The organism is Pseudomonas sp. DWP3-1-2 (assembly GCF_049896285.1).
GTDB lineage: Bacteria > Pseudomonadota > Gammaproteobacteria > Pseudomonadales > Pseudomonadaceae > Aquipseudomonas.
The window spans coordinates 60,178-74,096 of sequence record NZ_JAFCTZ010000008.1; the positions used below are offsets into that span (position 1 = coordinate 60,178).

Genomic DNA, 13,919 nt, shown 5'->3' on the forward strand with positions numbered 1-13,919 from the left:
GGTGTGCATGATCCTGTTCTGCTTTTTGACATGGGTTCGACAGGAGTCCGTTTGCCATGAATACCCACCCCAATTCCCTCGTTCGTCATCTGCATCCCGCCAGCATCACGGAGCCTTGGGCGCGGGAGTTCGCCGAGGCCATTGAAGTGCCGGTGAACGCCCGCCAACTGGTGCTTAGCGGTGTCGGCCCGCAGGTCATCGATTCAACCGCCCCGGCCGGCTCTGTGCAGGCGTACGGTGACACGGCGGCTCAGACCCTGAGCGTTATCCGGCAGATCGAAGCAACCCTGGCCCGCCATGGTTACGAGTTGGGTGACATTGTCAGCATGCAGGCGTTGCTTGTGGCGGATCCGTTATCGGACGGCGTTGCGGATTTCGAAGGGTTTTCTGGCGTCTACAATCAGTATTTCGGTACGCCTGCGCAGCCGAATGTGCCCGCGAGGACGCGGGCGCAGGTTATCCGACTGGTTCCGCCGGGGTGGCTGGTGGAAATAACGGTGACGGCCACGAAGGTCGACCGTCCTGTGATCTAGGCTCTGTAGGAAAAGTGGCTGCGCTCGGTGATGCTGCGTTAAAAACAGGCTCGGAATGCTCATTTACAGCCAGTAGACTCCGCTTCCTCACCTGTTTTTGCCTTGCCTGACCTTCGCTCGCCGACTTTTCGTACTAGAGCCTCGGGTTTCACCTCGGCGCTTGCGCCGCAGAGCAACCGACCGGCAACACAAAGCAAACATGCAGGCTGGCCCGGTTATCCGTGCCTGCCGGTTTTGACAAAAATCAGCTATTTGCATTTCTCCCGGTCACACTTTTTTAATCAGGAAGCAGCACGCTCTTCGCTGCGATGGGCGTGCTTTTCGAAGTGTGGAGGTGGCTTCTGTCCGGTTCAGGGCGGTTAATGCTCATTGCATCTCCTTTCTGGCGGCGGACGAACTGGCGCGCCAGTGCGGTGCCACGCTGGATCTGGTGCACGCTTACGATCTTTCCTACGTCTACTCCACAGAAGGCGGCATGGGTTACGCCACCAGGCTGGGTGATGAATTATATCGGGCCGAGCAGCAGGCTTTTAACGCGTTGGCAGACAGTTTCGGGGTTGCCGAAAAGCATCGCCATTTCATCTCGGGAACACCGTCCAAAGTGATCAACGACTTTGCCGTCGCCGAGCATGTTGATGTGATCGTCATGGGCAGGGTCAACCGACATGGCTTGAACAAGTTGCTGGGCAGTACGACTGAACAGGTGATCGATCACATGCCCAGCAGTGTGCTGGTGATCAAGTCCGAGGCGCCGTAAAGGGCTTGATAAACCCTGATGCTCAGGCCAGCAGCAGGTGATTTTCAACCCGCGTGACACCGGCTGCCGACCAGGCCGTGCGCTCCGCTGCCTTGCGCTCGGCCCACGAATGCACATGCCCCTTAAGTGTTACCGTTCTGTCATCGACAGTGACGCAGATGTGGGTGGCGTCGACTTCAACGTTGCGCACCAGAGCGCTTTCAATCAGGGTTTGCGTGTCATCGGGATTGATGCGGGGTTTGATGTCCAGAAAGTTATTGATCCCCGTGACACCGGTCAGCTTGCGGATCGCGCCCTGTGCCGCTTCTTTCTGATATTGCCAGTCCACCTCGCCTTCCAGCGTCACCCAGCCACTCTGCACTTTGACCTGTATGCGATCTGCGGGGAGTGACTCATTCCATTGGATGAGTTCCAGGCAGCGTGAAGCGATGACGTCGTCATCCAGGCAGATCGTCCCGGGGAGGCGCACCTGAAGCTCTTCGGCCACGCCCCGCACACCTTTGACGCTCTTGACTGCTCTTTCGGCGGCTATTTTTTCCGCGTAGCTGCGAACATGGCCAGTCAAGGTGGCGACGCCGTTTTCAACCGCTACACCAATGGCGGCTGCATCGATATGAGGTCGAAATTCCAGCTCATCGAGAATGTCCCGGCGCAGGGTCAAATCGCTCATGTTCATCAATCTCCATCGGTTGTGCCTGCCCAAGAGGCAAACGAGACGTCACAGCGCCAGTAGACACCGTTGGGCCGAGGAGAGTATTGAGTTTTATCAAGGGACCGGCCTTGAGGATGGCGACCCGGTGCGTTTGGTCCCGACCATTGGTCTGGTAAGGGGCACTCTGCCGGGGGGCGGGCTTCCCATGATCATGGCCCAGACGTCTCTGGGCGTTTGACCTGAGGTGCCCATGACTACGCAGCAGCATGATCCTGAAAATGATCCGGGCTTCGATCCTGATTCGCCCGACCTTGGCGACCCGCAAATTGACCCGATAGGCCCGGCCAAGGCGCCCGATGACGGGCAGGACGTGGATTCGCAAAAGCGCGTGGACGATGATCAATACCCGCCCTACGACGATAAATAAGCCGCCATCAGCTGACTCAGACTACGGCTTCACGTGCGTAACTTGATCGCGCTGTCACTGTTCAGGCGCTTGATTTGTTCCCCCGACATTGGACGGCAGAAGAAGAAACCCTGCGCCTCATCGCAGCCGTAACTTCTGACCATGTCCATGCATTGGAAAGTTTCGATGCCCTCGGCGACAGTGCGATACCCCAGCTCATGGGCCAGCTTGAAAATGGATTGGGCAATAATGCGATTGCGCGGCTTGTTCTCCAGGTCAGTGATGATGGACTTGTCCAGCTTGATGACATTGGCCGGGATTTCATGCAGGTAGGCAAAATTGCTGTAGCCGGTGCCGAAGTCGTCGATGGCGACATCGACACCCAAGGCGCGAATGTCTGACAACTGGACCAGCACGTGGCTGCTCGCGCGTATCCATTCGCCTTCGGTGATTTCTACCTCGACCCTCTGGGGGGCGATGGAATGCTGTTCGCAACTGGCTCGCAGCGCGCCTGCAATGTCGATGGATTGAAAGTCCAGTGCCGACAGATTCAGCGAGACTTTTGCTTCTTTGTCTTCCCATTCGGCCGCAGCCGCCAGCGCATGCTCAATCACCCAGCGGGTAACGGTGCTGATTTGTCCTGAACGCTCGATCAACGGGATGAATTCGGTGGGTGAGACCGGGCCCAGGGTGCTGTGATTCCAGCGCAGCAGTGCTTCTGCGCTCACCTGGCGGCCATCCTCCAGGCGAAAACGGGGTTGATACACCAGATAGAACTCGCCATTGGACAATGCAGCGGCTACATCGCCGCTCAACATATGCGCGCGCCGGTTGGCGCAGTCCTCGGTTTCGTCCCAGACCGCCCAGCCTTTGTCGTTCCGCTCTGCGGCTTCAACGGCGAGACGTGCGTTGCGCAGCAGGTCGCCAATGGACTGGCTGCCTTCCTGGCAGCAGGCAATGCCCAGGCGCGTGGCCGGCAATGCGGAAATCGAATCCTCGGCGCAGGGCTCACAGATCAGCGTGATCAGCGTCTGAATCAACGCGCACCTTTGCGCCGGGTTCGCAGACAGCAGCACGCAGCAGTGACGTTCGCTGATGTGATAAACCGTCACCGGGGTTTGCAGCGCATGTTCCAGACGGCCGGCGATGTCTTGGGCGCGCATTTGCAAGGGGTTTGCGGCGCTGAGTGAGTCCGGTTCTGTCTCGTACTGGCTGTCGACGATTTCGATCAGCGCCAGCAGGCGCGCCGGGAACTGCGCATTGCACCACGATTGCTGATGGTCGGCGAGAAACTGACGCAGGTTCGGCAATCCCGAGACCGGATTGCGGGTGAGTACCATCTGCCGTTGTTCAATCTGGGAAATAACCATCTCTGCCAGATCCTTCAACACCTGGATTTCAGCGTGGTTCAGTTGATGGGGCAACTTATCGATGATGCACAGGCTACCCAATCCAATGCCTTCGCGGGTCAACAAGGGAGCGCCGGCGTAAAAGCGAATGCCGTCCTGAGCGGTCACCAGTTCGTTCGTGGCAAAGCGCACATCTTCGCAGGCATTGACGACTTGCATGACGCCTTGCTGGCGCAGCGTGTGTGCGCAAAAGGATTGGCTGATGGGCGTTTCACTGGGCGCGAACCCAACACGGGCGGGGAACCATTGCCGATCTTCCTCCACCAGGGAAACCAGCACTGTCGGGACATCGAAATACGCGGAGGCAAGGCGGCAGATGCGATCAAAATTCTCGTTATTGGCCGTCTCCAGCCACTGCAGGGCCCGTACCGCGGCCAGGCGTTGTTGCTCCTTTTCTAGGGTTTGGTGCATGGGGTATCTCGGCGGACGGTCAGAGGTCATTCGGGTGAGGCAATATGCCATCATTTCGAGAGTGACATACAACACCGATAGGTTTTGTGACCACGATCAGTCCCTGCTGATTGTATCGTCGCTGCCATCCATTACTTTAGGCGGTATCGGCCGGCCCCGATTCAGGTGGCCGGCCGCAGTGCTTTTTCTCCCGTTGTCGGAGGTAGCCCTAACCCCCGTCCGTATCAATGTCTGCATCCTTGCCTTGGGTGGGTTGCGGGTTGCGTTGATCAGCCGGTTTTTCCTCTGGCTCGTAGTCTGGAGTAAAGGTGTTACCGCCCGATTCCTGGGTTTGTTCCAGTTGCGTATCGGGTTGTCCCACGGGCTGTTCTTGAGTCTGTGAACCCGTGTTCGGGTATTGCTCACCCTGGCCCGGTTCGTTGTCAGGGTTTTGCGGGTCGATGGCGGGGTCGTTGCGGTCAACGGGTGTCTGGCTTTGATCGGTCATCGTCGTGTCCTCTCTATTCTCAGGCTATCAATTTCCAGCCTTTCAAGAATTCGAGGGTGACGGGGCACGGTCGTTCGATGAGTTTTGAGACCGACCGTCCGTTGCGGGAGGTGAATCAGCGGTCACGGTGTGCGCCGTTGACCGGCATACGGCTACCCAGGCGGTAGCGTGAGGAGGGATGGGTCAGGCGGACGAATGTCACGATCTTGCCGTTGCTCCAGGTGCGTCGCATCAAGACCAGGCAAGGTTCCAGGCTGTCGATCTGCATGTAGCGGCTTTCGTCAGCGCTGGGATGGCTGGCTTCGACGATGTGTTCCATTTCATCCGGACGGATGGCTTGCAACAGATAGCGGGCAGGCTGGAGTTGCTCACCGAATGACTGCTTGAGGAAGTCCGGAACCAGCTCCGGATTAACGTAACGGTCTTCCAGTTGCACCGGCACGCCTTCTTCGCAATGCACGCAGAGCAGATGAAACACTGAGGTGCCGGTTGCCAGCGACAGGGCTGCCGCAGTGGACATCGATGCGGCTTCCCGACCCAGATGCAGCACCTCACAGCTATAGCGATGCCCGCGGGCGATGATTTCGTCAGCGATGTTGGTGATGCGCAGAAGGTTCGATTGCGGCTTGCTTTGGGCCACGAACGTGCCGACCCCGGAGACCCGCACCAGTTGGCCTTCTTCCGCTAGTTCACGCAGTGCACGGTTGACCGTCATGCGCGACATGCCGAGTGTCTGCACAAGCTGGTTTTCCGAAGGAATCAAGTCACCGGGTTTCCATTCGCCACCGCTGAGCTTGCCCTGGACGTAGTCCTTGGCGCGCTGATAAAGGGCTTGAGGGGCCGGGGGGCTCATCACAGGCTCACGAGGGTCATACGCGGCAGACCTCTTCGGTGTTGCGCGGTGGTCGGCGGGCTGAAAGTCCGCCGACCACGTGGCACTCAAGCGTACAGGCGTTCAAATGGCAGCCAGCGGGTGAATGCACCGTTTTCGACCCAGGCGCGTGCGGCGGCGATGTCCGGAGCGAAGTAACGGTCTTCATCGTAATGGGCGACTTCACTGCGGATCATGGCCAGCACTTCACTGAGTTTTTCCGACGTGCGCAGCGGCGCATGCAGGTCAACACCTTGAGCTGCGCCGAGCAATTCGATGCCCACCACTGCGCTGCTGTTGCCGGCCATGTCCAGCAAACGGCGCGCCGCAAACGTGGCCATGGACACGTGATCCTCCTGATTGGCGGAAGTGGGCAGGCTGTCCACAGACGCCGGGTGGGCGAGGGTCTTGTTTTCCGACGCCAGTGCCGCAGCGGTCACCTGAGCAATCATGAAGCCGGAATTCAAGCCGCCTTCCTTGACCAGAAACGCCGGCAAGCCGGAGAGGGCAGGGTCCACCAGTTGTGCGATGCGGCGCTCGGACAGCGCGCCGATTTCCGAAATGGCCAGGGCTAGCACGTCAGAGGCCATGGCCACCGGTTCAGCGTGGAAATTACCGCCCGACAGCACGTCGCCGTCGGCGCTGAATACCAGGGGGTTGTCCGACACGGCGTTGGCTTCGCGCAGGAACACGCCAGCGGCGAACCGCATGTGATCCAGGCAAGCGCCCATCACCTGTGGCTGGCAACGCAGGGAGTAAGGGTCCTGCACGCGGCCGCAATCGACGTGGGAGTCACGAATCTCGCTTTTCGCCAGCAATTCACGGTACAGCGCCGCCACGTCGATTTGCCCCGGCTGGCCGCGAACAGCCTGGATGCGAGGGTCAAAGGGCACGTCCGAGCCCTTGAGGGCGTCAACGCTGAGGCTGCCGGCAACCACGGCAGCGGTGAACAGCTTCTCGGTGGCGAACAGACCACGCAAGGCCAGGGCGGTGGACACCTGCGTGCCGTTGATCAGCGCCAGACCTTCTTTCGGGCCGAGGACCATGGGTTCCAGGCCCGCCAGCGCCAGGCCTTCCACCGCGTCCATTTCACGGCCTTGATGACGCACGCGACCTACGCCGATCAGCACCGCTGACATGTGCGCCAGTGGTGCCAGGTCGCCGGATGCGCCCACCGAACCCTGGGACGGAATGCAGGGATAAACCCTGGCGGCGTACAACGCACTGATGGCCTCGATCACCTCCCAGCGAATCCCGGAAAAGCCCCGTGCCAGGGAGCCGACCTTGAGGGCCATGATCAAGGCGACGCTGGCGTCGTCCAGCAACGGGCCGGTTCCGGTGCAGTGCGAAAGCAGCAAATTGCGCTGCAGCCTGGCCAGAGAATCGGTAGGGATCGAGGTGCGGGCCAGCAGGCCGAAACCGGTATTGATGCCGTACACCGTACGGTTATTGGCAATGATTTCGTTGACGGTGCGGGTGCTGGCATCGACCACTTCCCGGGCATCAGGGTCCAGCTCGAACGGCGCTTGCTGCTGGTAGATGGCACGCAGCTGATCGAGATTGAATTGGCCGGGCTTGAGAAGAAGAGGTGCTGGCATGGCGAGTGTTCCTGCTTTTGATTATTCGGGTGGATGCTGACGACTGCGAGTTGATCCTGACAGTTCGCTGTAGGTCACATCATCCTGTATATACAGGTAAGGCAAAAGCCGGGCCAGTTCGACTCGCTCCCCGGAATTCATGGCCTTGGCGACAACGCAGCCGCCAGGATGGTCAGGCGGTGTCACCGAAAGTTGCACCATCCGTGCGCCTCATGCCCAGTGGTGGGGCGCCTGGAAACGCCGAATAGCCGTGGGGATTTCGACAATAATCCCGCCTTTTTCAACCCGAGACGATGCTCGCTGAATCGCCAGCATCGTGGTCGCAAGCGGCATTTTCACCTGTATATACCGCCAACGGCTTTCTCAGGCGTCATGACCCGGACCTGTCTGCCCCGGCCCGAATTCATTACGGCGTGGCGCCACTACAGCGCGGTGGTCGATCCCTGCGACCTGGGGGTGGAGCCGACCATCAGCCTGTATCCGCCCGTGGCGGCGGGAGATGACATCCTCAAGCGGATCGATGATTCGATGGCGTATCGGAAGAAGGGGTAGAAAGCAGTGGGACGCAGGGGCTGCGGGCGCGAGCAAGCGCGCTTACAGCCCCCGGGATGACGCGGGTCAGCGTCTCCAGAACGAATGCATTCAGATCACCTGAATGATCGCCTTGCAGACGGTGTCAATGTTGTTCTGGTTCAGTGCTGCCACGCAGATGCGTCCGGTGTCCAGCGCATAGATGCCGAACTCGTTACGCAGACGGTGTACCTGTTCGGTGGTCAGGCCGGAGTAGGAGAACATGCCGCTCTGGCGACTGACGAAACTGAAGTCCTGACCTGCCGGGTTGTTCGCCAGACGCTCGACCATCGCCACACGCATGCCGCGAATACGCAGGCGCATCTCGGCCAGTTCTTCTTCCCACATCGCCCGCAATTCCGGGCTGTTGAGTACGGCGGCAACGATGATCGCGCCGTGAGTCGGCGGGTTGGAGTAGTTGGTGCGGATCACGCGCTTGACCTGGGACAGAACCCGGGACGTTTCTTCCTTGGACTCGGTGATGATCGACAGCGCGCCAACGCGTTCGCCATACAGCGAGAATGATTTGGAGAACGAACTGGACGCAAAGAACGTCAGGCCCGAGTCAGCGAACAGGCGTACCGCCACGGCGTCTTCATCGATGCCTTGACCGAAACCCTGGTAAGCCATGTCGAGGAACGGTACGTGGCCCTTGGCCTTGACCACTTTCAGGACGTTTTTCCAGTCTTCTGGCGTCAGTTCAACGCCGGTCGGGTTATGGCAGCAGGCGTGCAGCACCACGATCGACCCGGACGGCAGCTTCTCGAGGTCTTCGAGCATGCCGGAACGGTTCACGTCGTGGCTGGTCGCATCGTAGTAGCGATAGGTTTGAACCGGGAAACCGGCGGTCTCGAACAGCGCCCGATGGTTCTCCCAGCTTGGATCGCTGATGGCCACCACTGCGTTGGGCAGCAATTGCTTGAGGAAGTCCGCGCCGATTTTCAGCGCGCCGGTGCCGCCAACCGCCTGGGTGGTCAGCACCCGACCGGAAGCGATCAATGGCGAATCCGCGCCAAACAGCAGCTTCTGCACCGCCAGATCGTAGGCGGCGATGCCGTCGATTGGCAGGTAACCCCGGGGTGCGTGCTGAGCCACGCGAATATTCTCGGCTTCGGCAACGGCGCGCAGAAGGGGAATTCGACCTTCTTCGTTGCAATAAACGCCCACGCCAAGGTTGACCTTGGTGGTGCGGGTGTCGGCGTTGAATGCTTCGTTGAGGCCCAGGATAGGATCGCGTGGTGCCATTTCGACAGCGGAGAACAGGCTCATTTTTGCGGCGGCTCTGAGTGGGAAGTGAGGGGATGCCGCTCTGGCCCGAATGCGCCAGAGCGGTGCACAAACGGGGAGCTAGTATAGAGGCCATCGCTGGCCGGGGCGACAGCCGAGGCGGCGTTTTTTCAGGGTTTTTACAGTTATTTTAAAACCGCTGGTCAAATCGCCAGCAACCGGAAGGCTTATGAAGGGTGGGGCGGGTTGAAAGGTGGCACTGTCGACTCCACTTGTAGTCCCACTACTTATTATTTTGTACGACTGATCCTCTGAAGGATCAGCCGTGGCGGTTCTTTCGTTTTTGCAGGTCGCTTTGCAGGAACGCTCACAGAGGTGCGTTATGTCCGAGTTTCAGCTCGTCACCCGTTTTGAGCCTGCTGGGGATCAGCCGGAAGCCATTCGCCTGATGGTCGAAGGGATCGAAGCCGGGCTGGCGCACCAGACATTGCTGGGCGTGACCGGCTCGGGCAAGACGTTCAGCATTGCCAACGTCATCGCTCAGGTGCAGCGCCCGACACTGGTGCTGGCGCCGAACAAGACCCTGGCCGCCCAGTTGTACGGGGAGTTCAAGGCGTTCTTTCCCAACAACGCCGTGGAGTATTTCGTCTCTTATTACGATTACTACCAGCCCGAAGCCTATGTGCCGTCCTCGGACACCTTTATCGAGAAGGACGCCTCGATCAACGATCACATCGAACAGATGCGGCTGTCGGCAACCAAGGCCCTGCTTGAGCGCAAGGACGCCATTATCGTGACCACGGTTTCCTGCATTTACGGCCTGGGCAGCCCGGAAACCTACCTGCGCATGGTGCTGCATGTGGACCGGGGCGACAAACTCGATCAGCGTGCCTTGCTGCGTCGGCTGGCGGACCTGCAGTACACCCGCAACGACATGGACTTTGCCCGCGCGACCTTTCGGGTGCGCGGCGATGTCATTGATATCTACCCGGCAGAATCAGACCTGGAAGCGATCCGCATCGAATTGTTTGACGATGAGGTCGAGAGCCTGTCGGCGTTCGATCCGCTGACCGGCGAAGTGATCCGCAAGTTGCCGCGCTTTACCTTCTACCCGAAGAGCCACTACGTCACACCTCGGGAAACCCTGGTGGACGCGATGGAGGGCATCAAGGTCGAGTTGCAGGAGCGGCTGGAATACCTGCGCAGCCAAAACAAGCTGGTGGAAGCCCAGCGCCTGGAGCAGCGCACCCGTTTCGATCTGGAGATGATCCTCGAGTTGGGCTACTGCAACGGCATCGAAAACTACTCCCGCTACCTGTCGGGTCGCCCATCCGGCGCGCCGCCGCCAACGCTTTATGATTATTTGCCGGCCGACGCCTTGCTGGTGATCGACGAGTCCCACGTCAGCGTGCCCCAGGTGGGCGCCATGTATAAAGGCGATCGCTCGCGCAAAGAAACACTGGTGGAATACGGCTTCCGCCTGCCATCGGCGCTGGATAACCGCCCCATGCGTTTCGATGAGTGGGAAGCCGTCAGCCCGCAGACCATTTTTGTGTCCGCGACCCCCGGCAATTACGAAGCGGAGCACGCGGGTCGAATCATCGAGCAGGTGGTGCGCCCCACGGGTCTGGTGGACCCCCAGATTGAAATCCGCCCGGCGCTGACCCAAGTGGACGACTTGCTGTCCGAGATCGGCAAACGCGTGGCGCTGGAGGAGCGAGTGCTGGTCACGACGCTGACCAAGCGCATGTCCGAGGACTTGACGGACTACTTGGCTGACCATGGCGTGCGGGTGCGTTATTTGCACTCGGACATCGACACGGTAGAGCGGGTGGAGATCATTCGGGATTTGCGTCTGGGCACCTTCGATGTGCTGGTGGGGATCAACCTGCTGCGCGAAGGTCTGGATATGCCTGAAGTCTCGCTGGTGGCGATTCTTGATGCCGACAAAGAGGGCTTCCTGCGCTCTGAGCGCTCCCTGATCCAGACCATCGGCCGGGCGGCGCGTAACCTCAATGGTCGAGCGATTCTGTATGCCGACCGCATCACCGGCTCCATGGAGCGGGCCATCGGCGAAACCGAACGCCGTCGCGACAAGCAGATTGCCTACAACCTTGAGCACGGCATTACGCCCAAGGGCGTGTTCAAGGACGTGGCCGATATCATGGAAGGCGCTACCGTGCCCGGTTCGCGCAGCAAAAAGCGCAAAGGCATGGCCAAGGCCGCCGAAGAAAACGCCAAATACGAAAACGAACTGCGGTCACCCAGCGAGATCACCAAGCGCATTCGTCAGTTGGAAGAGAAGATGTACCAACTGGCCCGAGACCTGGAGTTCGAGGCGGCGGCACAAATGCGCGATGAGATCGGCAAGCTCAGGGAGCGACTGCTCACGGTTTGAGGGCTGGATTTGCGCAAACCTGTTGGAGCGAGGCTTGCCCGCGAAGAACGATAACGCAATGGGTCTGGCCCACCGAGTGGCCTGATTCGCGGGCAAGTCGGAACACCGCCCGCTCGCTCCAACGGAGTTAACGCCGCTGGAGCCCAAACCCCCGCGCCTGTTAACATTCGCCGCTTGATTGACCTATCGGGATTTTCCATGACCACCGTTCGTACCCGCATCGCGCCATCGCCCACCGGCGACCCCCACGTTGGCACGGCTTACATCGCGCTGTTCAACTATTGCTTCGCCAAGCAGCACGGTGGCGAATTCATCCTGCGTATCGAAGACACCGATCAGTTGCGTTCGACCCGCGAGTCCGAACAGCAGATCTTCGACGCCTTGCGCTGGCTGGGTATCGAATGGAGCGAAGGTCCTGATGTCGGCGGCCCTCATGGTCCCTATCGCCAGAGCGAGCGGGGCGAGATCTACCAGAAGTACGCTCAGCAACTGGTTGAACTGGGTCATGCCTTCCCGTGCTTCTGCACCGCCGAAGAACTGGACCAGATGCGCGCCGAGCAAATGGCCAAGGGCGAAACCCCGCGTTATGACGGTCGTGCGTTGCTGCTTTCCAAAGAAGAAGTCGCCCGTCGTCTGGCGGCTGGCGAACCCCACGTCATCCGCATGAAAGTGCCAAGCGAAGGCGTCTGCGTGGTGCCGGACATGCTGCGTGGCGAAGTGGAGATCCCGTGGGATCGCATGGACATGCAAGTGCTGATGAAGACCGACGGCCTGCCGACCTACTTTCTGGCCAACGTCGTTGACGATCATCTGATGGGCATCACCCACGTGCTGCGTGGTGAAGAATGGCTGCCATCGGCACCCAAGCTGATTCTGCTTTACGAATACTTCGGCTGGGAAAAGCCGCAACTGTGCTACATGCCGCTGCTGCGTAACCCGGACAAGAGCAAGCTCTCCAAGCGCAAGAACCCGACCTCGGTGACGTTCTACGAACGCATGGGCTTCATGCCGGAGGCGATGCTCAACTATCTGGGTCGCATGGGCTGGTCGATGCCGGACGAGCGCGAGAAATTCTCGTTGCAGGAAATGGTCGAGCATTTCGATCTGTCCCGGGTTTCCCTGGGCGGTCCGATCTTCGATATCGAAAAACTGTCGTGGCTCAACGGCCAGTGGCTGCGCGAATTACCGGTGGAAGCGTTCGCCAGCCGCGTGCAGAACTGGGCGCTGAATCCTGCGTACATGATGAAAATCGCGCCTCACGTGCAGGGCAGGGTAGAGACCTTCAGCCAGATCGCGCCATTGGCTGGCTTCTTCTTCGCCGGTGGCGTGACCCCGGATGCGAAACTCTTTGAGCACAAGAAGCTGTCCAGTGATCAGGTGCGTCAGGTCATGCAACTGATCCTCTGGAAGCTCGAATCCTTGCGTCAGTGGGAGAAGGAACCGATCACTGCCTGTATTCAAGCCGTGGTGGAGCATCTGGAGCTCAAATTGCGCGATGCCATGCCGTTGATGTTCGCGGCAATCACGGGGCAGGCCAACTCGGTGTCCGTGACCGATGCGATGGAAATCCTCGGCCCTGATCTGACGCGCTTCCGCTTGCGCCAGGCCATCGACCTGCTGGGTGGCGTGTCCAAGAAAGAAAACAAGGAATGGGAAAAGCTGCTGGGCACCATTGCCTGAGCATCGGCGTAGCGATGGCCATTGCGTGAACCCGCTGGGTTGCGCGGTGGCCTCAAGCCTCCCGGTTTCATGGGGGGCAATGGTAAGTGGTTGTAATGCCGACAGAAAATATTGGAAATTGTTGAAAATAAGTTTGACAGCCTCCCGTCCCACGCTTAATATGCGCCCCGTCCACAACGTGGGGCTTTAGCTCAGCTGGGAGAGCGCCTGCATGGCATGCAGGAGGTCAGCGGTTCGATCCCGCTAAGCTCCACCAATTTAGAGTTTCAAGGCGCAGCTTCACTGCCTTGAAGCAAGGTACGATTTCCGGTTCCAGCACCGGTCATGTACTGAAGGTTTTGTCCCCTTCGTCTAGTGGCCTAGGACACCGCCCTTTCACGGCGGTAACAGGGGTTCGAGTCCCCTAGGGGACGCCATTTTCAAGAAGCACGCCGCAAGGTTTGCTCCGCCGCGAGGCGATAAATCCGGGGCTTTAGCTCAGCTGGGAGAGCGCCTGCATGGCATGCAGGAGGTCAGCGGTTCGATCCCGCTAAGCTCCACCAATTTACAAGGTTCAAGGTTCAGCCACACTGACCTTGAGTCGATCAAGTCTGACTTGATCACTTGCAGAAGGTTTTGCGTCCCCTTCGTCTAGTGGCCTAGGACACCGCCCTTTCACGGCGGTAACAGGGGTTCGAGTCCCCTAGGGGACGCCACGATTTCTCGCTCTGCGAGACCAAGGGTCATTCGATTATTGAATGGCCCTTTTGTTTTTCTGCTGCTTTATTTTCTTTCCTGTGATCAATCGCCCTCGTCAAGCCTCCCAAGCCTCAGTTCGTGCCCTGCTGGTCGTCGCGTCCTCTGTGACCTGACGCATGGGGTGAATCTCGTCCGACTTTGGTTACACTGGCGCGCTGATGAAGGTTATCGACAGCCGCCGG

Annotated in this window: 13 protein-coding genes and 4 tRNA genes; 10 read left to right on the forward strand and 7 right to left on the reverse strand. The window is 59.4% G+C overall.

Features of this window, described 5'->3' with window-relative positions:
* Window positions 1–56: 56 nt before the first annotated feature.
* Together ACP7B0_RS17285 and ACP7B0_RS17290 are read left to right on the forward strand one after the other, a co-directional pair.
* A complete protein-coding gene (locus tag ACP7B0_RS17285) occupies window positions 57–533 on the forward strand; it encodes a RidA family protein (RefSeq protein ID WP_426142674.1) in 477 nt (158 codons plus the stop codon).
* A 334-nt stretch (window positions 534–867) separates the two neighbouring features.
* Window positions 868–1,290 (forward strand): universal stress protein, encoded by a 423-nt coding sequence (locus tag ACP7B0_RS17290; protein WP_426142675.1) that lies wholly within the window; start codon window positions 868–870, stop codon window positions 1,288–1,290.
* Window positions 1,291–1,312: 22 nt separating this feature from the next.
* Here the strand turns inward: ACP7B0_RS17290 and ACP7B0_RS17295 are convergent, their stop codons facing one another.
* A complete protein-coding gene (locus ACP7B0_RS17295) occupies window positions 1,313–1,960 on the reverse strand; it encodes a BON domain-containing protein (RefSeq protein WP_426142676.1) in 648 nt (215 codons plus the stop codon).
* A gap of 232 nt (window positions 1,961–2,192) precedes the next feature.
* Here ACP7B0_RS17295 and ACP7B0_RS17300 point away from each other — a divergent pair, with 232 nt between their 5' ends.
* Window positions 2,193–2,369, forward strand: coding sequence for a DUF6021 family protein (locus tag ACP7B0_RS17300; RefSeq protein WP_426142677.1), 177 nt, complete (start codon window positions 2,193–2,195; stop codon window positions 2,367–2,369).
* A gap of 29 nt (window positions 2,370–2,398) precedes the next feature.
* Here the strand turns inward: ACP7B0_RS17300 and ACP7B0_RS17305 are convergent, their stop codons facing one another.
* The 5 genes from ACP7B0_RS17305 to ACP7B0_RS17325 form a co-directional block, all read right to left on the reverse strand.
* Window positions 2,399–4,168 (reverse strand): bifunctional diguanylate cyclase/phosphodiesterase, encoded by a 1,770-nt coding sequence (locus tag ACP7B0_RS17305; RefSeq protein WP_426142678.1) that lies wholly within the window; start codon window positions 4,166–4,168, stop codon window positions 2,399–2,401.
* A 208-nt stretch (window positions 4,169–4,376) separates the two neighbouring features.
* The gene (locus ACP7B0_RS17310) at window positions 4,377–4,655 is read right to left on the reverse strand and encodes a hypothetical protein (RefSeq protein WP_426142679.1); all 279 of its coding nucleotides are present in this window, start codon (window positions 4,653–4,655) and stop codon (window positions 4,377–4,379) included.
* A 115-nt stretch (window positions 4,656–4,770) separates the two neighbouring features.
* Window positions 4,771–5,508 carry a histidine utilization repressor gene (hutC, locus tag ACP7B0_RS17315; RefSeq protein ID WP_426142681.1) on the reverse strand — a complete coding sequence of 246 codons (738 nt, stop codon included), beginning with the start codon at window positions 5,506–5,508 and terminating at the stop codon, window positions 4,771–4,773.
* Window positions 5,509–5,594: 86 nt separating this feature from the next.
* Entirely contained in the window at window positions 5,595–7,124 is a 1,530-nt protein-coding gene (gene hutH / locus ACP7B0_RS17320; RefSeq protein ID WP_426142682.1) for a histidine ammonia-lyase, read from the reverse strand.
* A 21-nt stretch (window positions 7,125–7,145) separates the two neighbouring features.
* A complete protein-coding gene (locus tag ACP7B0_RS17325; protein ID WP_426142683.1) occupies window positions 7,146–7,325 on the reverse strand; it encodes a hypothetical protein in 180 nt (59 codons plus the stop codon).
* Window positions 7,326–7,496: 171 nt separating this feature from the next.
* On the opposite strand from ACP7B0_RS17325, the gene ACP7B0_RS17330 reads away from it, so the two are divergent.
* Window positions 7,497–7,676, forward strand: coding sequence for a hypothetical protein (locus tag ACP7B0_RS17330; protein ID WP_426142684.1), 180 nt, complete (start codon window positions 7,497–7,499; stop codon window positions 7,674–7,676).
* Between the two features lie 90 nt (window positions 7,677–7,766).
* On the opposite strand, the gene ACP7B0_RS17335 is transcribed toward ACP7B0_RS17330, so the two are convergent.
* Window positions 7,767–8,963: an amino acid aminotransferase gene (locus tag ACP7B0_RS17335; RefSeq protein WP_426142686.1), complete on the reverse strand. Its 1,197-nt coding sequence runs from the start codon at window positions 8,961–8,963 to the stop codon at window positions 7,767–7,769.
* Between the two features lie 340 nt (window positions 8,964–9,303).
* On the opposite strand from ACP7B0_RS17335, the gene uvrB reads away from it, so the two are divergent.
* The 6 genes from uvrB (at window position 9,304) to ACP7B0_RS17365 (ending at window position 13,694) form a co-directional block, all read left to right on the forward strand.
* Window positions 9,304–11,319: an excinuclease ABC subunit UvrB gene (gene uvrB / locus ACP7B0_RS17340; RefSeq protein ID WP_426142687.1), complete on the forward strand. Its 2,016-nt coding sequence runs from the start codon at window positions 9,304–9,306 to the stop codon at window positions 11,317–11,319.
* Between the two features lie 198 nt (window positions 11,320–11,517).
* On the forward strand, window positions 11,518–12,999 hold the full coding sequence (gene gltX, locus ACP7B0_RS17345; RefSeq protein WP_426142688.1) for a glutamate--tRNA ligase: 1,482 nt from the start codon (window positions 11,518–11,520) through the stop codon (window positions 12,997–12,999).
* Window positions 13,000–13,179: 180 nt separating this feature from the next.
* Window positions 13,180–13,255: transfer RNA gene (locus tag ACP7B0_RS17350), tRNA-Ala, on the forward strand.
* A gap of 84 nt (window positions 13,256–13,339) precedes the next feature.
* Window positions 13,340–13,415 (forward strand) — tRNA-Glu (locus ACP7B0_RS17355).
* 50 nt (window positions 13,416–13,465) lie between these two features.
* Window positions 13,466–13,541 (forward strand) — tRNA-Ala (locus tag ACP7B0_RS17360).
* 77 nt (window positions 13,542–13,618) lie between these two features.
* A tRNA-Glu gene (locus ACP7B0_RS17365) sits at window positions 13,619–13,694 on the forward strand.
* The last annotated feature ends 225 nt before the right edge of the window (window positions 13,695–13,919 follow it).